The sequence below is a fragment of the Streptomyces sp. NPDC107500 genome, from assembly GCF_055582785.1.
The window spans coordinates 854,258-875,099 of the sequence record NZ_JBVJPF010000001.1 but is presented as its reverse complement, the minus strand read 5'-3'; the positions used below and the strand labels follow the sequence as shown (position 1 = coordinate 875,099).

Below are 20,842 nucleotides of genomic sequence, written 5' to 3'. Positions count from 1 at the left end.
CGGAAAGACTCTTGACTTAGGTAAGCCTAACCATAGAAAATCGGCCCATGGACTCCTTCTCGACCCTCATCCGCACGGCGTCGCACGAGCAGCACGTGGAGGCCGAGACCTCCACGTTCATGAGCGACCTGCTCGGCGGCCGGCTCGGCGTCGACGCGTACGCGCGCTACACCGAGCAGCTGTGGTTCGTCTACGAAGCCCTGGAGAGCGCCGCCGACCGCCTCGCGGCGGACCCGGTGGCGGGTCCGTTCATCCGTCCGCAGCTGCTGCGGCTGGCCTCGCTGGAGCGGGACCTGGCCCATCTGCGCGGTCCCGGCTGGCGTGCGGGGCTGACCGCCCTGCCCGCGACGGAGGAGTACGCCGCCCGGGTGCGCGAGTGCGCCGAGGAGTGGCCCGCGGGATACGTCGCCCACCACTACACGCGCTACCTCGGCGACCTGTCCGGCGGTCAGATCATCCGCGACAAGGCGGAGCGGACGTGGGGCTTCGCCCGCAAGGGCGACGGAGTCCGCTTCTACGTCTTCGAGGAGATCGGCAACCCGGCCGCCTTCAAGCGGGAGTACCGCGAACTGCTCGACGGCATCCGCGCGGACGACCTGGAGAAGCAGCGGGTGGTGGCCGAGTGCAAGCGCGCCTTCGCCCTGAACACGGGGGTCTTCCGGGCGCTGGGCGAGGAGTTCCCGCTGTCGGCCTGATCCGGCCCGGACACCGGCGTACGACGACGGTCCCCTCCCGGCTCGGGCCGGGAGGGGGCCGTCGCGGTCACCGCTCCAGACGCACCCGCCCGCCGATCTCGACCCAGCCCTCCGGCTGCGGGGCGGTGAGGATCTGCGAGCCGGCGCCCTGCGTGATGTTGAGCGCGCGGCCCAGCCGCCCCGTCAGCAGCAGCGCCGCCGCACCGGTCGCCTCGTCCTCGTCGATGCCGTCGCCCCGGCCCGGGAAGGCACGGGCCCGCACCCGCCCCGCCGCCTCGTCCTCCCACGCCCAGGCATACACCCACTCCCCCGGCGGCGGCACCGGCAGCTCGTCCACCTCGGCGGCGGTGGCGTACTGGCGCAGGGTGCGCGGCGGGGCCCACTCGGGGCGGGCCTCGATCCAGCTGAACTCCCCGTCCAGCCGGGCGCCCACCACCCCGGCCGGGGTGACGAGTTCGGGCACGTCGAGCAGCCAGGCCGTGCCGACGCAGGGGTGTCCGGCGAAGGGCAGGCGCAGGGTGGGCGTGTAGATGTCGACGACGCCGCGCTCCGGGTCGTCGACGAACACCGTCTCGCTGAAGCCGAGTTTCGCGGCCAGCTCCTGCCGCTGCCCCGGCTCGGGCACCACGGAGCCCTCCCGGACGACGCCCAGCTCGTTGCCGTATCCGCCGTTCGGCGCGCAGAAGACGCGCAGTACGTCGTAGTCAGTCACCGAAGCATTCAAGCATCGTCCGGAGGGCCGGGGCGGCACGAGTCCGCCCCGGCCCGCGTCGGTCTACTGCTGGGTCCGGCGCCTGCGGGTCGCGTAGACCGCGCCCGCGCCGATCGCGACCGCGACGCCCGCCGCACCGGCCAGGGCCGGGCCCGGGATGTCGGAGCCGGTGGTGGCGAGGCTGCCGCCGCCGGTCGAGCCGCCCGTCGTCGTGCCGGTGCCGCCGATGGTGGAGGCGGTCCCTCCGGTGCTCCCGCCGGCCGAGCCGCCGGTGCCGCCCGTGCCGCCGGTCGTGCCCGAGGAGCCGCCGTCCGGGAGCTGGGCGCCGTCGCTCAGCGCCACCGACAGGTCGACGGTGTCCAGGGCGGTTCCGGCCGGGTAGAAGTCGCCGAAGGCCTTCGCGCCGGCCGCGGTGAGGGTGGCGGCGACGTCGTCGGCCGTGATGACGTCCTTCTCGGTGGTGAGGTCGGCGGACTTGGCCTTCAGGTCGGCCAGCACCACGCCCTTGGTGAGCGTGCCGAGGCTGTTCACGTCGGCGCTCAGCTTGCCGCTGCCGCCGTCGAGGGTGGCCTTGAGGTTGCTCAGGGTCAGATCGAGGCCGTACGTGCCGCCCGACTCGTGGCCCTTGAAGTTCACGGCGCCCTTGAAGGCGGCGGTGAGCTTGCCGGCGTCGGTGTCGTAGGTGCCGGTGGCGTCCTTGAAGGTGAAGGCGCCGTTGCCGGCCGCCTGGGTGGCGCCGCCGGAGACGGTGACCCTGCCCTTTGCTATGGGGCCGACGACATAGGCGCGGAAGGTCTGCTTCACGCCCCAGCCGAGGGTGCCGTCGGCGACCTCGCCCTTGGTGGCGGCCTCGGTGGCGGAGGCGGACGGACTCGACTCCGTGGTCTTCGTCGACGTCGGGGCGGGTGACTCGGTCTCGGGCCGCTCGGTGGGGGAGGTCTGCGAGGCGGACGGGGACGGTTCCTGCGTCTGCGACGGGGAGGGCGACGGCGAGGCGGGCGGCGTGCTCGGCGGCGTCTTCTGGACGACCGTCAGCGGGTCGCCGGCCGCGCCCGCGTAGCCCGCGCTGCCGAGGTACTCCCCCGCCTCGGCGGTGAGGGTGGTGGCCATGTCCTTCATCTCACGGGTCACGGCGACCGTGGCGAGCGGGACGTCGTCGCCCTCGGTGGTCTTGGGGGCGCCCGCGGAGGTGTCGACCTTCTTGATGTCGGCCGTGATCTCGCCGGCCTTGCTGTCGAAGCGCACGTCGGTGAGCGTGATCTCGAAGCCGTGCGCCGCGGACTTGCTCACCAGCCCGCCCTTGAAGGCCAGGTCGACGGTGTGTCCCGTGGTGTCGTAGGCGCCGGTGCCGTCGACGAAGGTGAAGGCGCCGTTGCCGGCGGCCTGGGTGGCGCCGCCCGAGGTGGTGAAGGTGCCGAACATGCCGACGTAATTGCGGTACGTCTGCTTGATGCCCCAGGTCAGCTCGTAGTCCTTGAGCGGGACTTCGGCCGCCGTGGCGGTGGTGGCGCCGGCCGTGACGAGGACGGTGGCGCCGAGCGCGGCGGCGGTGGCCACGGCGGCGGCGAGGGCGGTGGAGCGGCGTCGTCTGACGGGCATGGCTCGGTACTCCTTGGGTGAGGGGTCGCCGGGGGGCGGTCCGGTGTCGTGTGTCTCCGGGGGGGGTCAGCCCTCGTCCGCGGGGGACGCGGCGGGCCGGGCGCGGCGCCTGCGCAGGGCGACGGCCACGAGGGCCGCGGCCACCAGCAGCAGGGCGCCGGCCGTGAGGGAGACGGGCAGGGCGGGGAAGTCGCCGTCGTCCGTGGCGCTCGCGACGGGGGCGGCGGAGGTGTCGGCCCCGGTCTTCGCGGGCCGCGGGGTCGGGGTGGTCGTGGGCTCGCTGCCGAGGTCGGGCAGGGCGGGCAGTTCGGCGTCGGCGGTGAGGGCGACGGCCAGGGACAGCGGGTCCATGGCGGTGCCCGCCTGGTACATGCCGCCGAACGCCTCGGCGCCGCGCGCGGTGAGCTTCGCGGGGGCCTCGGTCACCTTCACCAGTCCGCCGGTGGCCTTGAGGTCCTTCGCGGTGAAGGTGACCAGGGGCACCTTGCGGTCCTTGACGTCGGGGCCGGTCACGTCGGCGTACAGGGTGCCGATGCCCTCCTCGACGGTGGCCCGTACGGCGCTCAGCCGCAGGTCGAGGCCGTGGGCGCCGGTGAAGCGCACGGCGCCCTCGAAGGCGGCGGTGAGGTCGCCGTCCTCGAACGTGCCCTCGCCGCCCGGGAAGCGGAAAAGCGCGCCGCCGTCCTGGGCGCCCGCGGAGAGCGTCCACCGGCCGTCGGCGATGTCGCCGGTGACGTACTCGCGGAAGGTGCGGCGTACGCCCCAGTCGACGGCCCCGTCCTTGATCGCGCCGCCCGGAGTCGCCGTGGGCTTCGGGGACTTGGCGGCCGGGGTGGGGGTGCCGGCCGGCTTCTCCTCCGGCTGCCGCGCCGCCGCCGCGACGTCGGCGGACAGGCTCACCGGGTCGAGGGCGGTGCCGGCGGTGTAGTACCCGGCGAAGGAGCGGGCGCCCTGGGCGGTGAGGGTGGCGGGCACGTTGTTCAGGGCCACGGTGTCGCCGCCGCCGCGCATGTCGATGGAGCCGAGGGAGAGGGTGGCGAAGGGCACCTGACGGGACGTCGTGACCGCCCCGGTGCCCTTCGCCTTGCTGGTGACGTCCACGAGGAGCGTGCCGGTGGCGCCGGAGACGCTCACGGTGGGACGGCTGATGGTGAGGTCGAGCTGATGGTCGCCGCCGCTCGTGCGGTGGCCGAGGAAGCGCACACCGCCGGAGAAGCCGGCCCGGAAGGTGCCCCGGTCGCCGTCGTAGGCGCCGGTCGCGGAGTGGAAGCGGAAGGCGCTGCCGCCGACGGTGGCCGCTCCCCCGGTCAGCGAGTAACTCCCCTTGGCGATGGGCCCGGTGACGTAGCTCTGGAACGACGACTTGATGCCCCAGTCGAGCCGTCCGCCCTGCACGGTCCGGCTCTCGGCGTGGGCGGCGCTCAGGGGGAGCAGGGCTCCGAGGACGGCCGCGCACAACACGGTGACCAGGGCGCGAAGGCGGGCGGGCATGGCGAAGTCCTCCGGATCGGGGGGCCGGTAGCGAACGAAGGTAAGGCTAACCTAAGCTCTAGCGGGCCGACACCGGCAGTCGACGGAAGGACGGGACGGAACGTGCGACGCTTGCGGAACCGACTGGCGGGAGCAGCGCTGTCCGTGCTCGCCCTCACCCTGACCGCGACCGGATGCTCAAACTCCTCGGAGGCATCACCCGGCGCCCCGGCCGGGTCGGGGGCCCCGAGCGCCGGGCAGTTGGTGGCCAACCGGGTCGAGCCCCTGGCCGGGAGACCCACGCCCCGGCTCCCGGTGACCGTCCGCTCCGCCGACGGCGAGGAGGTCACGGTGGAGGGGGCCGAGCGCGTCGTCCCCCTGTCCGGCAGCCTCAGCGAGATCGTGTTCACCCTCGGACTCGGCGACCGCGTCGTCGCCCGCGACGTCACCGCCACCTTCGAGCAGGCGTCGAAGCTCCCGGTGGTCACCCGGGGCCACGACGTCTCCGCGGAGAGCGTGCTGTCGCTCAGGCCGGACCTGGTGATCGCCGAGACCACCACGGGACCGGCGGAGGCGGTGGACCAGATCCGCGCCGCCGGGATCCCGGTGCTGTTCGTCGAGGCGGCGGGGGGCCTGGACGACGTGGGCCCGCGCATCCGGGCGGTCGCCGACGCCCTCGGCGTACCGGCGGCCGGGAAGGAGCTGACGCGCCGCTCGGAGGAGCGGATCGAGGCCGCCCGCAAGGACGTTCCGCACGGTGAGAAGCCACGGGTCGCCTTCCTGTACCTGCGCGGCTCCGCCTCCGTGTACCTCATCGGCGGCGCGGACTCGGGCGCCGGTTCGCTGATCGAGGCGGCCGGGGCGGTGGACGCGGGAGCCGCCTCGGGCCTGGACAAGGACTTCACCCCGATCACCAGCGAGGCCCTGGTGAAGGCCGCGCCGGACGCGATCCTCGTGATGAGCAAGGGCCTGGAGTCCGTCGGCGGCGTCGACGGCCTGGTGAAGATCCCCGGCGTCGCCCAGACCCCGGCCGGGATGGACCGCCGGATCGTCTCCGTCGAGGACGGGGTCCTCCTCAACTACGGCCCGCGCACCGACCAGGTGCTGGAGTCGGTCGTGGCGCAGCTGTACGGCGAGGACGGCGCGCGGTGACCGTACTGGACAAGCCGGTCCGCCCCCAGGCGCCCGCCGACCCGGCGCCGCCCCGCACCCGGCGCACCGCCGCCTGGCTGCTGACCGCCGGCCTCACCGCCGCCCTGCTGGTCCTGGTGCCGGTCGCGGCCGGCACCGGCGCCTACCCGGTCCCGCTCGGCGACGTGCTCGGCTCCCTGCTGCACCGCACCGGGCTCGGTGGCACCGAACTGGACCGGGTGGCCGAGTCGGTGCTGTGGAACGTGCGGTTCCCGAGGATCGTCCTCGCCCTGCTCGTCGGCGCCTCGCTGGGCTGTGCGGGCGCGCTGATGCAGGGTGTGTTCGGCAACCCGCTGGCCGAACCGGGCGTCATCGGCGTCTCCTCGGGCGCGGCGGTCGGCGCGGTCGGCGCCATCGCGTTCGGGCTGAACTTCCTCGGCAACTGGACGGTCTCCGTCTTCGCGTTCGTCTCCGGCCTGATCACGGTCCTCGTCGTGTACGCCATGTCCCGCGCGGGCGGCCGCACGGAGGTGGTCACGCTGATCCTCACCGGTATCGCCGTGAACGCCTTCGCGGGCGCGCTGATCGGCCTGTTCCTGTTCTTCGCGGACACGGCGGCGGTCAACCAGATCACCTTCTGGCAGTTGGGCTCGCTCGCCCAGGCGACCTGGCCGAAGGTGCTGGCGGTGCTGCCCTGCGCGGCCCTCGGACTCGGGCTCGCCCCGCTGTACGCGCGCCGACTCGACCTCCTGGCGCTGGGCGAACGCCCGGCCCGGCACCTGGGCGTGGAGGTGGAGCGCCTGCGGATCGTGCTGGTGCTGGTCATCGCGCTGCTGACGGCTGCGGCCGTGAGCGTGGCCGGGGTGATCGGCTTCGTCGGGCTCGTCGTGCCGCACCTGCTGCGGATGATCGCCGGTCCTGGCCACCGTTTCCTGATCCCGGGCAGCGCGCTGCTCGGCGCGCTCGTGCTGCTCGCCGCCGACCTGGCCGCGCGCACGGTGGCGGAGCCGGCGGAGCTGCCGCTCGGGGTACTGACGGCGCTGCTGGGCAGCCCGTTCTTCTTCTGGCTGCTGCGCCGCACCCGGCGCAGGCAAGGGGGTTGGGCATGAGATCCACGAAGGTGTCGAACACGCGGGCCCTGCTGCGGCTCGTACCGTCCCGTCCGCTGCCGCCGCCCCCGGCCGCGCCCGGCGACGTGCTCGCGGAGGCCGACGGTCTGCGCGTGCGCCTCGGCGGGCGGCCGGTGCTCGACGGGGTCGGCGTCACCGTCCGGGCGGGCGAGGTGCTGGCCCTGGTCGGCCCCAACGGAGCGGGGAAGTCGACCCTGTTGGGCGCCCTCGCCGCCGATGTGCCGGTCACCGAGGGGCTGGTACGCGTGCACGGCCGTCCGGTGGCCCGGTGGACGGCGCCGGAACTGGCGCTGCGCCGGGCGGTACTGCCCCAGTCGGCGTCGCTCTCCTTCCCGTTCCCGGTGGCGGAGGTCGTCCGGATGGGCCGGGCACCCTGGGCGGGGAGCGACCGGGAGGACGAGGACGACGCGGCGGTGGCCGAGGCGATGGCGCGTACGGAGGTGACCGGCTTCGCCGGGAGGCCCTTCTCCGCGCTGAGCGGCGGCGAGCGGGCCCGGGTGGCGCTCGCCCGGGTCCTCGCCCAGCGTGCGCCCCTGCTCCTGCTCGACGAACCGACCGCGGCCCTGGACCTGCGGCACCAGGAACTCGTCCTCCGCCTGTGCCGGGAGCGGGCGCGGGCCGGGGACGCGGTGGTCGTCGTGCTGCACGACCTCGCGCTGGCGGCGGCGTACGCGGACCGGGTGGCGATCCTGCGGGCGGGCCGGATCGCGGCCGAGGGCCCCCCGGCGGAGGTGTTCGACGAGGACCTCCTCTCCGAGGTCTACGACCAGGCGGTGGAGGTGCTGCCGCACCCGCGTACGGGCGCGCTGCTGGTCGTCCCGCGCCGCGAGAACTGACCGGAGGTCACGGTGTGGCGGCTGTCCCCGGTCCCGGCGTTCGGACGCCGTCCCGCCCCGGTAGGGTTCGCCTCCGGGAAGGGGAAGGTGAAGGAACCTGATGAGCAGGGATCGCGGCCCTCGACGGCCCCACCGGCTTGACCGGAAGATACTCACGGCGGCCTCGGTGACCGCTTTGTCGTTGACGGCGAGCGGATGCGTGGTGGTGCACGGCGAGCGCGAGGTGCTTCCCTCCGCCACCCGGGCCGAAGCCGCCGAGGCGCTCGAACAGTTCACCTCCGCGTACAACGCCGCCGACAAGGCGTACGACGCGTCCCTGGACGCCGACCACACCGCCGGTGCCCTCGCCGCCATCGACTCGGCGCGGCTGAAGGCGGGCCGGACCAACCACCCGGACGGCAACCCGGCGCACGCGCCGCTGGAGCTGACCGACGCGAAGTACACGATTCCGAAGAAGGCGGGCTGGCCCCGCTGGTTCGTCGCGGACACCAAGGCCAACAAGGGCGGAACGTCGCGCTGGCTGCTGGTGTTCACCCGCGACGGCCTGGACGAGACCTGGCAGGCGACGTACCTGACGCTGGTCGCCCCGGACCGGATGCCCGAGTTCAAGACCGACGCGGACGGCTGGGCCGAGGCGGTCCCCGCCAACTCGACGGATCTGGCGGCCCCGCCGGGCGACCTGAGCAAGGACTACACGACGTATCTGCGGGACGGCGGCGCCTCCTTCGCGGACGGCGTGCACACCAGTTCCTGGCGCAAGGTGCGGGAGAAGCGGTCGAGCCGCCCCGGCCTGGTCACCCAGTTCATCGACGAACCGCTGACGAACGGCGACTACGCGCCGCTGGCGCTGCGCACGAAGGACGGCGGTGCGCTGGTGTTCTTCACCACGCGGCACTACGAGAAGCAGACCTCGGCGCGGGGCGCGGCGGTGCCGACGCCGAACAAGGACGTGCTGGCGCTGACGGACGGCGAGATCAAGCAGTCGCTGACGATGGAGTTCGTGTCCAACGAGGTGGCGCTCGACCCGGCGGACGGGAAGGTGTCGGTCCTGGGCCGGGTGCAGGGTCTGACGTCGGCGAAGGGCGAGTAGCCCCCCGCCGCCGGACCTCAGCGGCGCAGCGGCCAGGCCGCGCCCGCGTGGTCGCTCTCCTCGCCGGCGTGCCGGGCGCAGGCGTCGGTGAGGGTCTCCAGCAGGGTCAGCGGGTCCGGCAGCGGGTGCTCGGGTCCGCGCACCCAGTGCACCGTGCGGTCCTCGCCGGGCAGCCGGGCGGGCGGTACGAGTACGTAGGACCCGCGGCAGTGCCAGCGCAGCCCGGGGTGCTCGTCCATGGTCTCGGGGTGGCAGTCCAGCTCGCAGGGCCACCACTCGTCCTCGTCCTCGGGGGTGCCGCGGGTGAGGGTGAACAGCAGCATGCGGCCGTCGTCGCTCTCGGCGACCGGGCCGACGTCGATGCCGGCGTCCAGGAGCCGCCGGACCGCCTCGCGACCGGCCTCCAGGGGCACGTCGAGGACGTCGTGGACCATGCCGGTCGCGGTGATGAAGTTGGCCTCGGGCTGATGCCGGGCCCAGCGCTCGATCTGCGACCGGTCGGTGGTGGACTGGGTCTGCCAGGCGAAGGAGACCGGGTGCCGCGCCGGGGTGGGACAGCCCACGCGGTCGCAGGAGCAACGGTATCCGGCGGGGTGCGCGGCGGGCGCCAGCGGCAGTCCCGCACCGGCGGCGGCGAGCAGCAGGTCCTCCCGGCCACCGTCACCGGCGGCCTCCTTGGGGCGGCGTCCGCGCAGCCACGAGGAGATTTTGCCCTGCCGACCGCTCCGACCGCCGAACTCCGCGCTCATCAAACCCCTTGCCTCGCCGTCGTGCGCACCAGCATGCCCTATGGTCGCACCATTCCGCGCTTCGGGGTCGCGAAGGGACAAACTTCCCTGGTCACCGAGGGGCGAGCCCGTGGAGCGCGTAGTCGACGAGTGTGTCGGTGTACTCGTAGGAGATCGGCGCGGTCTGCTGGAGCCAGCGCTGGGCGAGCGGGGAGACGAAGAGTTCCAGCCCGATGCGCGGGTCGATGTCCGGCCGCACCTGGCCGACGGCCTGGGCTGACCGCAGCCGGTCGACGTAGAGCTGGAGCGAGGGCTCCAGGAGTTTGGCGACGAACCGCCGGCCGAGCTGCTCGTCGACGAGGCCCTCCGCCGCCAGGGCACGGGAGGGGCCCTCGAACTTCGGGTCCCGCAGTTCGTCGACGGTGCCGCGCAGGACGGCCTTGAGGTCGGCGGCCAGGTCGCCGGTGTCCGGGATGGCGTAGGTCGCCTGCCCCTCGGCGGCCGCGGCGCGGTCGCCCAGGTCGAGGAAGGCCTCCAGCAGGACGTCCGCCTTGGACGACCACCAGCGGTAGATCGTCTGCTTGCCGACGCCGGCGCGGGCGGCGATGCCCTCGATGGTGGTCTTGGGGTAGCCGACCTCCCCCACGAGGGCGAGGGCGGCGTCGTAGATGGCCTGGCGGGAGCGCTGGCTGCGCCGGGTGGCGTCGGGGATCGGCTTGTCGGGGGCGTGAGCGGATTTCTGAGCGGCCATGTCTCGAATCTATCAGGTTGACAAGACGCCCCGTCTCGCCGGACAGTGAAGGGGCACGACCCGAGACGAACCGTCTCGTGTCATTGTCGAGGGCGAGGAGGACCCCATGTCCCGAGGTGGAGCAGGAAACATGCTGGGCGTCGGCGGCACCCGCCGGAAGCTCGGCCGAGACGCCCTGCGCGGCGGCGACCGCTCCGGCAGGACCGGCGGCGCCCCGAGCCCGCAGGAGCAGAAGCGGGAGCTGCTGCGCAAACTCCAGGAGCGACGGCAGTCCCGTCAGGCAGGTGACGGCACCGGCGCGGCGAAGTGAGGCCGGGCCCGGTCGGTGTGGCCGCGCGTTCTCCAGATGGTGGAGGACGGCGGCCACACGCCGGTCCACCTGGTCGGCCGGGGAGAGGCCGAGCTTGGCGAAGACGCTGCGGATGTGCTTGTGGACGGCGCCGTCGGTGACGACGAGCCGCCCGGCGATGGCACTGTGGCCCAGGCCCTCGCCATCAGGCCGAGCACCTCGCGCTCCCGAGGACTGAGCCGTTCGAGCCGGGTGTCCTGCCGGCTGCGGGTGAGCAGCCGGGCGACGACCTCCGGATCGATGGCGGTACCGCCGCCCGCGACCCGTCGCAGCGCCGCCGTGAACTCCTCGACCCGCCCGACCCGCTCCTTGCCCAGCCCCTCGGCGATGACGACCCGCAGGGCGCGGCGCTCTCGATCTTCCACGGGCCCCACTTCCGGATCTCCGGTCCAACGACCCTAGTCGTTCCCGGGATTGCCGCCCGCCGCCCCCGGCCAGGCGTCCCCCCAGGCCGCGTCCCGCGCCGCCTTGTACAGGTCGCCGTGGCGTTTGGTGACGGTCCGCCGCTCCAGCCGTTCGTCCGGCTCGCAGAGGTCGAGCAGCACCTGGCCCTTGCGGATCTGCGGCCGCCGGACCACGCGGGAGGGGGCCGGCGAGACCGGGAGGCGGGTGGCGGCGACGTAGCTGAACTTCTCGTCCTCGTAGGCGAGGGACCCGCTCTTGACCTGCCGGTGCAGGGAGGAACGGCTGACCCGCGCCGCGAAGTGGCACCAGTCCGTGCCGGGCACGATGGGGCAGGCGGCGCTGTGCGGGCAGGGCGCGGCGACGTGGAACCCGGCGGCGACGAGCCGGTCGCGGGCCTCGATGACGCGGGCGTACCCGGCGGGGGTGCCGGCCTCCACGATCACGACGGCCCGGGCGGCGCCGGCGGCGGCGTCGACGAGGGCGGCGCGGTCCGCGGGGGTCAGCTCGTTGAGCACGTAGGAGACGGTGACGAGATCGGTGCTCTCGACGGTGAGGGCCGCTCCGATCCGGGAGCGCTGCCAGCGGACGTCGCGCAGGGCGGGGTGGGAGGCGGCGATCTCCCGGCCGAGGGCGAGGGCGGGCTCCGCCCAGTCCAGCACGGTCACCGGGCGGCTGCCGTCCCAGGTGTCGCTGACGGCCCAGGTCGCGGCGCCGGTCCCGCCGCCCACGTCCACGTGGCTGCCCGGCACCCATCCCGGCACGGCGTCCGCGAACGCGGCCAGCGCGGAGCGTACGGCGGCGAAGGTGGCGGGCATGCGGTAGGCGGCGTAGGCGACGACGTCGGCGCGGTCGCGGAGGATGGGGGCGTCGGTCGGGGTGTCCCCCCGGTACTTCCCGATCAGCCGCTCCACGGCCTGCGCGGCCTGCCGCGGCGGCAGCCCGTCGACGAGGTCGGCGAGGGCGGCACGCAGGATGTCGGCGGGGTCGTTCACGCGACGATTCTACGAGGGGCCGCGCGGGCGGGGCCGCGCCCACCCTCCCCCGTCGCCCCAGGCGGCACATCTGCCCGCGGTGACGCGGATCGGCCCCCGGACACGACGCCGTCAGGCATCCCGTACCGCCCTTGCCACCCGCGTGCACACCCCCGCCCGGGGCCCGTTGGCAGCGGCCCTCCGGCGCGGGTGGACCGTGTTCGCGAGGAGGATCGCGAAGGTGTCCGTCACGCGGTCGAGGACCAGCATCGTGCCGGTGAACCCGGTGTGCCCCGCCGCCCCGCGTCCCGCCAGTTCCCCCATGAACCACGCCTGGTCGAGGGCGAACCCCAGCCCCGGCTCGGCGAGCAGCAGTTCCACGAAGTCGGGACCGAGGATGCGGGCCGGCCCGTACGCCCCGCCCCCGAGCAGCGCCCGGCAGAAGACGGCGAGGTCACGCCCGGTCGAGAACAGCCCCGCGTGCCCGGCCACCCCGCCCATCGCCCACGCGTTCTCGTCGTGGACGACCCCCCGCAGCATCCCGCGGTCGGCCTTCCCCCAGGGCCGCCGCTGGTCCTCCGTCGCCGCCGCCCCAGGGCACGGCCCGAAGCCCGTCGCCGTCATGCCCAGCGGCCGGGTGATCCCGTCCCGGACGAGGGCGTCGAGGCCGCGCCCGGTGATGTGCTCCAGCACCTGCTGGAGGAGCAGCATGTTCAGGTCCGAGTAGCAGTACGTGCCCGGCACCCCCACCGGCCGCTCCGCCCGGAGCAGCGCCAGCCGCTCCGCGTCGTCCGCGCAGTCGTACAGCGGGAGTTCGGGCCGCAGCCCGGAGGTGTGGGTGAGCAGCTGCCGCACGGTGACCCGGTGCTCGGCGGCGCCCCGGAAGTCGGGCAGGTACGCGCCCACCTCCGCGTCGATACCGAGCGTGCCCCGCTCGATCTGCTGCACCGCGGCGACCGAGGTGAACAGCTTCGTCAGGGACGCCAGGTCGAACGGCGTCCCCACGCTCATCGGCACCCGCTCCCCCTCCGGCAGCTCCACCCCGCGGTCGGTGCGCGGGTCGTGGGCGGCGTACCGCACGGCCCACCCGGCCGCCTCCTCGACGGCGAGCACGGGCCCGCGCCCGACGGCCACGACGGCGCCCGCCGCCCAGGGCCGCTGACCGGCGGTGAGGGCGTGCACGTCGGCGACGACACGGCGGAGCTGCCGGGGATCGAGCCCGGCCCGCTCGGGGCTGCCGCTGCGCAGTCTCGGAGCGCTCAGTTCTCCGCTCCCTGCCCGCTCGCGGCTCCCCGCCCGCTCGCACGCCCCGCCGAGGGACGCCCCATGCCCACGAGGAACACGAGGAAGCCGAGCGCCACCACCGCCGCCGTCAGCTGGACGACCGCCATCGGCAGGGCGGTGTCCTCGCCGCCGATCCCCACCAGCGGGGAGGCGACGGCGCCGACGAGGAAGGAGGACGTGCCGAGCAGCGCGGACGCGGAGCCGGCCGACTTCCTCACCCGCATCAGGGCCAGCGCCTGGGTGTTCGGCAGGCTGATCCCCATCGCGGACATCAGCACGAACAGCGCGGCGGCCACCGGCACGAGCCCGACCTCGCCGAAGACGCCCAGGGACATCAGCAGCAGCGCGGTCGCGGCGGCGATGACGATCACGAGGCCGACGCACAGCACCCGGTCCAGCCGGACCCGGCCGACGAGGATCTTGCCGTTGATCTGTCCGACGACGACCAGGCCGATCGAGTTGAGCCCGAACAGCAGGCTGAAGGTCTGCGCGGAGGCGCCGTAGATCTCCTGGATGACGAACGGGGACGCGGCGACGTAGGCGAACAGCGACGCGAAGGCGAAGCTGCCCGCGAGCATGTAGCCGGTGAAGGCGCGGTCGGCGAGCAGCCCGCGCATCGCGCGGAGGGTGTCCCGGGCGCCGCCCGCGTGCCGCTCGGCCTCGGGCAGCGTCTCGGGCAGCTTGGCCCAGACCACGACGCCGAGCACCACCCCGACCACGACGAGGACGACGAACACGCCCCGCCAGTCCGTCACCCGCAGGATCTGCCCGCCGATGAGCGGCGCCACGATCGGCGCGACTCCGGAGATCAGCATGAGGGTGGAGAAGAAGCGGGCCATGGCCACACCGTCGTAGAGGTCGCGGACCACGGCCCGGGCGATGACTATCCCGGCGGCGCCCGCGAGCCCCTGGACCAGCCGGAAGGCGACGAGGAGTTCGACGGTGGGCGCGACGGCGCACAGGGCGGTGGCGACGACGTAGACCGCGAGCCCGGCGAGCAGCGGACGCCGGCGCCCCCACTTGTCGCTCATCGGTCCGACGAGGAGCTGGCCGAGGGCCATGCCGGCCAGGCAGGCGGTGAGCGTGAGCTGGACGGTCGCGGCGGGCGCGTGCAGGGACCGGGTGACCTCCGGGAGCGAGGGGAGGTACATGTCCATCGCCAGCGGCGGCGTCGCGGTGAGGCTGCCGAGGATGAGTGTGACGAGCAGCCCGGTGCGGCGGGCGGCGCGCAGCGAGTGGACGGCCGGCCCCGTTCGGGGGCTCGTGATGTCGGTCGATTCGTGCGATATGGACGGCCCGCGCTCGGGCATGTGCCCCTCCCTCTTCTACAGATCCGCCACCTATGCTCTCAGCTCGTACGCACTTGAACGAACAGACTCGAACGAACCTGAGCGAGGGTGGGGCAGCGTGTCAGCGGTGACCGGGCAGAAGGTGCGCTGGGGAATTCTGGCGACCGGCGGGATGGCGGCGACGTTCACGGCGGATCTGGTCGATCTGCCGGACGCGGAGGTCGTGGCGGTGGCCTCGCGGACCGAGGCGTCGGCGCGGGCGTTCGCGGAGCGGTTCGGGATACCGCGGGCGTACGGCGACTGGGAGACGCTGGCGCGCGACGAGGACGTGGACGTGGTGTATGTCGCCACCCCGCACTCGGCGCACCGGAGGGCCGCCGGCCTGTGCCTGGAGGCGGGCCGGAACGTGCTCTGCGAGAAGCCGTTCACGCTGAACGCGCGCGAGGCGGAGGAACTGGTCTCGCTCGCCCGGCGGCACGGCGTCTTCCTCATGGAAGCGATGTGGATGTACTGCAACCCGCTGGTACGCCGCCTGAAGGCGCTCGTCGCCGACGGCGCGATCGGCGAGATCCGCAGCGTCCACGCTGACTTCGGGCTGGCGGGCCCCTTCCCTCCCACCCACCGTCTGCGCGACCCCGGGCAGGGCGGCGGCGCGCTGCTGGACCTGGGCGTGTACCCGGTGTCGTTCGCGCAGTTGCTGCTCGGTGAGCCGTCGGACGTCGTCGCGCGGTCGGTCCTCTCGGACGAGGGCGTGGACCTCCAGACCGGCGCCCTGCTCTCCTACGGGAGCGGCGCGCTCGCGTCGGTGCACTGCTCCATCACCGGCGGCACCCCCAACTCCGCCTCGGTCACCGGCTCCGAGGGCCGCGTGGACGTCCCGCACGGCTTCTTCTTCCCGGACCACTTCGTCCTGCACCGCGACGGCAGGGACCCGGAGGAGTTCCGGGCCGATCCGGCCGACGGCCCCCGGGCCAGCCTCCAGCACGAGGCCCGCGAGGTGATGCGGGCGCTGCGGGCCGGGGAGAAGGAGTCGCCGCTGGTGCCGCTCGACGGCACGCTGGCGGTGATGCGGACGCTCGACGCGATCCGTGAGCGCGTCGGCGTCCGCTATCCCGGCGAGGAGCGCGCGGTCACGCCGGCTTGAGGCCCTGCTCCCCCACCTCCGTCACGAAGGACCCGGCGGTGGTGATCGCCGCGCCCTGCGTGGTGACGTGGGAGACCGTCTTGAAGTCGGCGCGCGCCAGGTCCCGGCCGAGTGACACCTTGGCGTAGCCGCGCCGCCCGTTGAAGAACTTCAGGTGTGGGTTGGCGGCCATGAGGGTGTCCCAGTTGGAGGGCTTCTCGGAGCCGTCGCGGCCGCTGGTGACGGAGGTGGTGACGATCTCGGTGCCCAGGGTGCGGGAGCCGGGGTCGTCGAAGTCGCGCTTGATGTCGAAGCCGTAGGAGACGTGCACGTCGCCGGTGAGCACCATCAGGTTCTCGATCCCGGCGGCCTGCGCGCCGGCCAGCACCCGGTCGCGGGAGGCCGGGTAGCCGTCCCAGGAGTCCATGGAGACCTGGGAGGGGAGCGTGGTGGAGTTGTACCGGCGGGCGAAGGTGACCTGCTGGGGCACCACGTTCCACAGGGCGTTCGACCGGTGCCAGCCGTTGATCAGCCAGCGCTCCTGGGCGTCGCCGGTCAGGGTGCGCGAGGGGTCCTCGGACTCGGGGCCGGAGTACTGCCAGCCGTCGCCGTAGGCCTGGTTGGAGCGGTACTGCCGGGTGTCGAGCACGTCGAACTGGGCCAGCCGGCCCCAGTGCAGGCGGCGGTAGAGCTTGAGGTCCGGGCCGTCGGGGAGCTGGGGCCGGCGCAGCGGCATGTTCTCCCAGTACGCCCGGTAGGCGGCGGCGCGGCGGATGAGGAACTCCTCCGGCGGGACGCTGTTCTCCGGCGTCTCGTCCGCGTAGTTGTTCTCGGTCTCGTGGTCGTCCCAGGTGACGACGAAGGGGTGGGCGGCGTGCGCGGCCCGCAGGTCGGGGTCCGACTTGTAGAGGGCGTACCGCAGCCGGTAGTCCTCCAGCGTCACGGTCTCGTGGTTGAAGAGGCCGGGCAGGGTGCCGGCCGGGTAGGCGCGGGAGCCGCCGGTGGCGTTCACGGCGTACTCGTAGAGGTAGTCGCCGAGGTGGAAGACGACGTCCACGTCCTCCTGGGCCAGGTGCTTGTACGCGGTGTAGTACCCCTCGTCGTACTTCTGGCAGGAGACGAGGCCGAAGGTCAGCTCGGAGACCCGGCTGTAGGAGGAGGGCGCGGTGCGGGTGCGGCCCACCGGGCTGATCCAGCTGCCGGCGCGGAAGCGGTAGAAGTAGACCTGGCCGGGTGCGAGGTGGTCCACCTCGACGTGCACGGTGTGGTGGAACTCGGGGTGGGCGGTGGCGGTGCCCCTCCTGACGACGCGGCGGAACCGTTCGTCCAGGGCCACCTCCCAGCCCACCTCGACGCGTTTCGCGGGCAGTCCGCTGTCGGCCTGGTAGGGCACGGGGGCCAGGCGGGTCCACAGCAGGACGGAGTCGGACTGCGGGTCGCCGGAGGCGACGCCGAGCGTGAAGGGGTCGTCGGTGAGCCGCGCCGCGTCCAGTTCGGCGGCGCTCGCGGTGCCGGCGGCCGGCAGGTTCACGGAGAAGGCGAGCGCGGCGGCGGCGCCGGTGACGGTCAGGAAGCGGCGACGGCCCAGGTGGCGGGCGGCGGCGCGGAGTTCGGGCGCGTGCGAGGACTGGGACTGGGCGGGCTGGTTCGCGGGTGTCATCCGTTTCTCCCCTTACGGTGGCTGCAAGGGGCATTCGACGGTCCGGGAACGACACTCGCTTGGCGCGGACATGGCGATCCCATGTCGGGAGGGTGAGTTCGGCACGATCCGCGACCCGTACGCTGCCGACTCATGAACTCCGTGAGAACCACCGACGAGGAAACCGTCGGCGCGCAGCAGATCGCCGTCGTGACGGGCGCCGGCTCCGGCATCGGCCGGGCGGTCGCCGTGGAACTGCTCACCGCGGGCTGGGCGGTGGCGCTGGCGGGCCGGCGCCCCGAGACCCTGGAGGAGACGGCCGCCCTGGCCCCGGCGGGCGCCGCGGCGCTGCCCGTGCGCGCGGACGTGTCACGCCCGGACGACGTGGCGGCTCTGTTCGCCGCCGTGCGCGACCGCTTCGGACGCCTGGACCTGCTGTTCAACAACGCCGGGACGTTCGGCCCGGGCGGCGTGCCGGTCGAGGAACTGCCCTACGAGGCCTGGCGGCACGTGGTGGACACCAACCTGAACGGCGCGTTCCTGTGCGCGCAGGCGGCGTACCGGCAGATGAAGGAGCAGGACCCGCGGGGCGGCCGGATCATCAACAACGGCTCGATCTCGGCGCACACGCCGCGCCCGCACTCGGTGGCGTACACCGCGACCAAGCACGCGCTGACGGGCCTGACCAAGTCGCTGTCGCTGGACGGCCGGCCCTACGGCATCGCGGTCGGCCAGATCGACATCGGCAACGCGGCGACCGACATGACGGCGGGGATGCAGACCGGCGCGCTCCAGGCCAACGGGGAGACGGCACCCGAGCCGGTGATGGACGTGGCCGACGTGGCGCGCACGGTGCGGCACATGGCGCAACTGCCGCTTGAGGCGAACGTGCAGTTCGCGACGGTCATGGCGACGGCGATGCCGTACGTGGGGCGCGGCTGAGCCGATTCACACAATCGGAATATCAACGTCCGCAGCATTGCGGCCGGTGGAGGGCCTATGCTCAAATCCCCTTCACCAGAACTCCACACTTGAAGCGTCGGTCTTCCACAAGGCCCTTCCAGCACGCTCCATGGGCCACACCGAGGGGGGAGGCGGCAGCCGTTCCGCCACACCGGCACACCGGTGGGCGGAACGGCTGCCGCACCGTTTCCCGGCTACGCCTGGCCGGTCTCGAACCGCGCGATCCGGCCGTCGTCGTTCACGGTGAAGTCCCATCGGGTACGCATCTCGCCCCAGGTGTCGTTGCGGTAGCGGGCGATGAGGGCGCGACCGCCGTTCGACTCGTTGTCGACCTCCATGTGGCCGTTGGAGGAGAAGATCTCCTGGTCGATCCACTCGGCGAGGTCCCGGTCGGCCCCGTCGTCGGCCATGGTGGCGTCCGGCGCGAGCAGCGCGAGGAAGGCGTCGCGGTCGTGGGCGTTGACGGCGGTGACGAAGCCGCGGACGGCCGGGTCGCTGAGTCGCGTGGTCTGAATGGTCATGCCGGCCAGCGTCACACCGGCCCGGCACCCCCGCCACCGGTCCGCCACCCGAACGGCGCCCGCGACGGGCCCGCGCGGGAGACCCGGGAGACGGTGTCGGGGTGAGCCGCCGCCGTCTGCGAGGGATGCGAGGGAGTCGACGTGAACTGTTACGACCGGCGCGATCTGGGCCTGCTGCTGCTCCGACTGGGTACCGGCGGCGTACTGGCCGCGCACGGGGCGCAGAAGCTGCTCGGCTGGTTCGGCGGTGGCGGCATCGAGGGCACCGGCCGGGCCATGGAGGCCATGGGCTACGAGCCCGGCCGGACCAGCGCGGTCATGGCCGGCCTGGCGGAGTCGGGCGGGGGGACGCTGTTGGCGCTGGGCCTGGCCACCCCGGCCGCGGGTGCCGCGGCGGCCGGCGCGATGGTGGGCGCGGCGGCGGTGCACGCCCCGAACGGCTTCTTCGCCCAGGCCGGCGGCTACGAGTACGCCGCGTCCCTCGCCCTGACCGCCACCGGCCTCGCGGTCACCGGCCCCGGCCGCCTCTCCCTCGACCACGCGCTCGGCCACGCGGTCAACCGCAACTGGATGGTCCCGGCGGCCCTCGGGGTGACGGCGGCGGCCACGGCGGTGGTCGTCGGCATGCGCAACAAGCGGGTCCGGAAGGCGGCCGAGGGCGAGCAGGAGCCGCTGTTCGACTGAGACCGCACCCGACCGGCCGGCCCGGGCATGGCACGCTGCTCGGTATGAGCGAAGACCCCGCCGGCACCCCCGCCGCCGACCCCTGGGACACCATCGACGACCTGTGCGAATGGCTGGAGGCGGACCAGCCCGTCGGCGGCCGGGAGGGCCTGCTGCTGCGCATGCTGAAGCTGTCGGAGGAGGTCGGGGAGGTCGCCGAGGCGGTGATCGGCGCGACCGGCCAGAACCCGCGCAAGGGCACCACCCACACCTGGGAGGACGTGGAGGCGGAGCTGTGCGACGTGGTGATCACGGCGATGGTGGCGCTGCGGACGCTGACGCCCGGGGCGCGGGACGTGTTCGGCCGCCATCTGGCACGGGTGGCGGGGCGGTCGCTGGGGACACCGGGCGCCTGAGCGTGGGACGCGTCCTGCGCCACCCGATCGTGCGACGGCCCCGCGGCACGGTGTCGAGCGCCCGCGCCGCAGGGCCGCGCCGGGTCAGCCCGCGGCGCAGGAGACCGACGGCCAGGTCCAGTTGCCGTTGGCCTGGATGGTGGCGCCCCAGTTGTTGCCGTTGCCGTTGGACTTGGCGGTCAGCACCTGGGCGCTCGGGTAACCGGCGTTCACGTTCCAGGTGGTCAGTACCTTGGCCGGGGACGGCACGTTCATCGTCACCGTCCAGGCACTGCTCCCGCTGACGGACACGTTGAGGTTGTACCGGTCCCCCCACCGCTGCCCGGCGGACAGGGTGGCGGTGCACGTACCGCCACCCCCGCCACCACCACCGCCGCTGCCGTCGGGGGCCACCGCCCGTCCGGTCTGCGGCGAGATCATGCCGGCGCACAGGCCCTTGGCGGCCAGGGTCTGCGCGATGCGCGGGATCGCCGCGAGCGTGTTGGCGGGCCAGTCGTGCATGAGGACGACCTGGCCGTTGCCCAGCCGTGAGACGGCCTGCACGATCGCGTCGGTGCTCGCGTTGTTCCAGTCCTGAGTGTCGACGTCCCAGATCACCTCGGTCAGCCCGTACTTGGCCTCGACCGCCCGCAGCGTGGCGTTGGTCTCGCCGTACGGCGGGCGGAACAGCTTCGGCGTCCCGCCACCCGCGTTGGCGATGGCCGCTTGGGTCCGGGAGATCTCGGAGTCCATCTGGGCCTGACTCAGCTGGGTCATGTGCGGGTGGGTGTAGCTGTGGTTGGCGACCCACATGCCGGCATCGACCTGGGCCCGGACCAGGGCCGGGTTCTGGGCCGCGTACTGGCCCTGGTTGAACATGGTGGCCCGCAGGCCGTTCTGCCTGAGCGCGTTGAGCAGGGCCTGGGTGGTGCCGGAGGGGCCGTCGTCGAAGGTGAGCCCGACGTAGCCGTTGCAGGCGGTGGCCCGCGCCGGGGCCGCGTCGGCGGCGGCGGTGCCCGCGACGGCCAGGGCGGTGACGGACACCGCGGTGACCATGGAGCGCCATGAGGGGCGAGGTCTGCTGCGCATGGGAAGGGG

General features: G+C 73.7%; 21 protein-coding genes and 2 pseudogenes. 11 read left to right on the top strand and 12 right to left on the bottom strand.

The window, feature by feature from the left end; genetic code table 11:
• The first annotated feature begins 47 nt into the window (after positions 1-47).
• The gene (locus ACZ67M_RS03850) at positions 48-695 is read left to right on the top strand and encodes a biliverdin-producing heme oxygenase (protein WP_361355364.1); all 648 of its coding nucleotides are present in this window, start codon (positions 48-50) and stop codon (positions 693-695) included.
• 67 nt (positions 696-762) lie between these two features.
• Here ACZ67M_RS03850 and ACZ67M_RS03845 read toward each other — a convergent pair whose 3' ends face one another.
• From ACZ67M_RS03845 to ACZ67M_RS03835, 3 genes are all read right to left on the bottom strand, one after another.
• Positions 763-1,407, bottom strand: coding sequence for a PhzF family phenazine biosynthesis protein (locus ACZ67M_RS03845; protein ID WP_469849452.1), 645 nt, complete (start codon positions 1,405-1,407; stop codon positions 763-765).
• A gap of 63 nt (positions 1,408-1,470) precedes the next feature.
• Positions 1,471-3,006, bottom strand: a complete 1,536-nt coding sequence (locus ACZ67M_RS03840; protein ID WP_469849451.1) for an HtaA domain-containing protein — start codon at positions 3,004-3,006, stop codon at positions 1,471-1,473.
• A gap of 66 nt (positions 3,007-3,072) precedes the next feature.
• Positions 3,073-4,497 (bottom strand): HtaA domain-containing protein, encoded by a 1,425-nt coding sequence (locus ACZ67M_RS03835; RefSeq protein WP_392100436.1) that lies wholly within the window; start codon positions 4,495-4,497, stop codon positions 3,073-3,075.
• Between the two features lie 102 nt (positions 4,498-4,599).
• Between ACZ67M_RS03835 and ACZ67M_RS03830 the strand changes: the two genes are divergently transcribed.
• The 5 genes and pseudogenes from ACZ67M_RS03830 to ACZ67M_RS03810 all read left to right on the top strand — a co-directional run bounded on the left by ACZ67M_RS03830 (position 4,600) and on the right by ACZ67M_RS03810 (position 8,663).
• Positions 4,600-5,628 (top strand): heme/hemin ABC transporter substrate-binding protein, encoded by a 1,029-nt coding sequence (locus ACZ67M_RS03830; protein ID WP_469849450.1) that lies wholly within the window; start codon positions 4,600-4,602, stop codon positions 5,626-5,628.
• A complete protein-coding gene (locus ACZ67M_RS03825; RefSeq protein ID WP_469849449.1) occupies positions 5,625-6,716 on the top strand; it encodes a FecCD family ABC transporter permease in 1,092 nt (363 codons plus the stop codon). The genes ACZ67M_RS03830 and ACZ67M_RS03825 overlap by 4 nt, the downstream gene beginning before the upstream one ends.
• Positions 6,713-7,573 carry a heme ABC transporter ATP-binding protein gene (locus ACZ67M_RS03820; protein WP_469849448.1) on the top strand — a complete coding sequence of 287 codons (861 nt, stop codon included), beginning with the start codon at positions 6,713-6,715 and terminating at the stop codon, positions 7,571-7,573. Before ACZ67M_RS03825 ends, ACZ67M_RS03820 begins: the two co-directional genes overlap by 4 nt.
• Before the next feature lie 3 nt (positions 7,574-7,576).
• Positions 7,577-7,714, top strand: a pseudogene (locus tag ACZ67M_RS03815) (iron transporter); the annotation flags it as partial.
• On the top strand, positions 7,674-8,663 hold the full coding sequence (locus tag ACZ67M_RS03810; RefSeq protein ID WP_469849447.1) for an SCO2278 family lipoprotein: 990 nt from the start codon (positions 7,674-7,676) through the stop codon (positions 8,661-8,663). The pseudogene ACZ67M_RS03815 and the gene ACZ67M_RS03810, both read left to right, overlap by 41 nt.
• A gap of 17 nt (positions 8,664-8,680) precedes the next feature.
• Here ACZ67M_RS03810 and ACZ67M_RS03805 read toward each other — a convergent pair whose 3' ends face one another.
• Complete coding sequence (locus ACZ67M_RS03805; RefSeq protein ID WP_361355350.1) at positions 8,681-9,412, bottom strand: bifunctional DNA primase/polymerase; 732 nt, start codon at positions 9,410-9,412, stop codon at positions 8,681-8,683.
• A 91-nt stretch (positions 9,413-9,503) separates the two neighbouring features.
• A complete protein-coding gene (locus ACZ67M_RS03800) occupies positions 9,504-10,142 on the bottom strand; it encodes a TetR/AcrR family transcriptional regulator (RefSeq protein ID WP_385803727.1) in 639 nt (212 codons plus the stop codon).
• A gap of 106 nt (positions 10,143-10,248) precedes the next feature.
• On the opposite strand from ACZ67M_RS03800, the gene ACZ67M_RS03795 reads away from it, so the two are divergent.
• Positions 10,249-10,452 (top strand): DUF6243 family protein, encoded by a 204-nt coding sequence (locus ACZ67M_RS03795; RefSeq protein ID WP_361355346.1) that lies wholly within the window; start codon positions 10,249-10,251, stop codon positions 10,450-10,452.
• A 21-nt stretch (positions 10,453-10,473) separates the two neighbouring features.
• On the opposite strand, the pseudogene ACZ67M_RS03790 reads toward ACZ67M_RS03795, so the two are convergent.
• From ACZ67M_RS03790 to ACZ67M_RS03775, 4 genes and pseudogenes are all read right to left on the bottom strand, one after another.
• A pseudogene (locus ACZ67M_RS03790) lies at positions 10,474-10,811 on the bottom strand (response regulator transcription factor); the annotation flags it as partial.
• A 78-nt stretch (positions 10,812-10,889) separates the two neighbouring features.
• Complete coding sequence (locus ACZ67M_RS03785) at positions 10,890-11,888, bottom strand: small ribosomal subunit Rsm22 family protein (protein WP_469849444.1); 999 nt, start codon at positions 11,886-11,888, stop codon at positions 10,890-10,892.
• A gap of 111 nt (positions 11,889-11,999) precedes the next feature.
• On the bottom strand, positions 12,000-13,049 hold the full coding sequence (locus tag ACZ67M_RS03780) for a serine hydrolase domain-containing protein (protein ID WP_361355343.1): 1,050 nt from the start codon (positions 13,047-13,049) through the stop codon (positions 12,000-12,002).
• 77 nt (positions 13,050-13,126) lie between these two features.
• Positions 13,127-14,461, bottom strand: a complete 1,335-nt coding sequence (locus tag ACZ67M_RS03775; protein ID WP_392008937.1) for a multidrug effflux MFS transporter — start codon at positions 14,459-14,461, stop codon at positions 13,127-13,129.
• A 106-nt stretch (positions 14,462-14,567) separates the two neighbouring features.
• On the opposite strand from ACZ67M_RS03775, the gene ACZ67M_RS03770 reads away from it, so the two are divergent.
• Positions 14,568-15,584: a Gfo/Idh/MocA family protein gene (locus tag ACZ67M_RS03770; protein WP_469849443.1), complete on the top strand. Its 1,017-nt coding sequence runs from the start codon at positions 14,568-14,570 to the stop codon at positions 15,582-15,584.
• Here the strand turns inward: ACZ67M_RS03770 and ACZ67M_RS03765 are convergent.
• Complete coding sequence (locus ACZ67M_RS03765) at positions 15,571-17,223, bottom strand: alkaline phosphatase D family protein (RefSeq protein WP_361355337.1); 1,653 nt, start codon at positions 17,221-17,223, stop codon at positions 15,571-15,573. The two genes, ACZ67M_RS03770 and ACZ67M_RS03765, sit on opposite strands and share 14 nt — an antisense overlap.
• Before the next feature lie 132 nt (positions 17,224-17,355).
• On the opposite strand from ACZ67M_RS03765, the gene ACZ67M_RS03760 reads away from it, so the two are divergent.
• Complete coding sequence (locus ACZ67M_RS03760; protein ID WP_122620397.1) at positions 17,356-18,144, top strand: SDR family oxidoreductase; 789 nt, start codon at positions 17,356-17,358, stop codon at positions 18,142-18,144.
• Between the two features lie 215 nt (positions 18,145-18,359).
• Here the strand turns inward: ACZ67M_RS03760 and ACZ67M_RS03755 are convergent, their stop codons facing one another.
• Positions 18,360-18,686, bottom strand: a complete 327-nt coding sequence (locus ACZ67M_RS03755; RefSeq protein ID WP_122620575.1) for a nuclear transport factor 2-like protein — start codon at positions 18,684-18,686, stop codon at positions 18,360-18,362.
• A gap of 141 nt (positions 18,687-18,827) precedes the next feature.
• Between ACZ67M_RS03755 and ACZ67M_RS03750 the strand changes: the two genes are divergently transcribed.
• The gene (locus ACZ67M_RS03750; protein ID WP_361355332.1) at positions 18,828-19,370 is read left to right on the top strand and encodes a DoxX family protein; all 543 of its coding nucleotides are present in this window, start codon (positions 18,828-18,830) and stop codon (positions 19,368-19,370) included.
• A 44-nt stretch (positions 19,371-19,414) separates the two neighbouring features.
• Complete coding sequence (locus ACZ67M_RS03745) at positions 19,415-19,765, top strand: MazG-like family protein (RefSeq protein WP_361355330.1); 351 nt, start codon at positions 19,415-19,417, stop codon at positions 19,763-19,765.
• Positions 19,766-19,849: 84 nt separating this feature from the next.
• Here the strand turns inward: ACZ67M_RS03745 and ACZ67M_RS03740 are convergent, their stop codons facing one another.
• Entirely contained in the window at positions 19,850-20,833 is a 984-nt protein-coding gene (locus ACZ67M_RS03740; RefSeq protein ID WP_469849441.1) for a polysaccharide deacetylase family protein, read from the bottom strand.
• Positions 20,834-20,842: the final 9 nt, after the last annotated feature.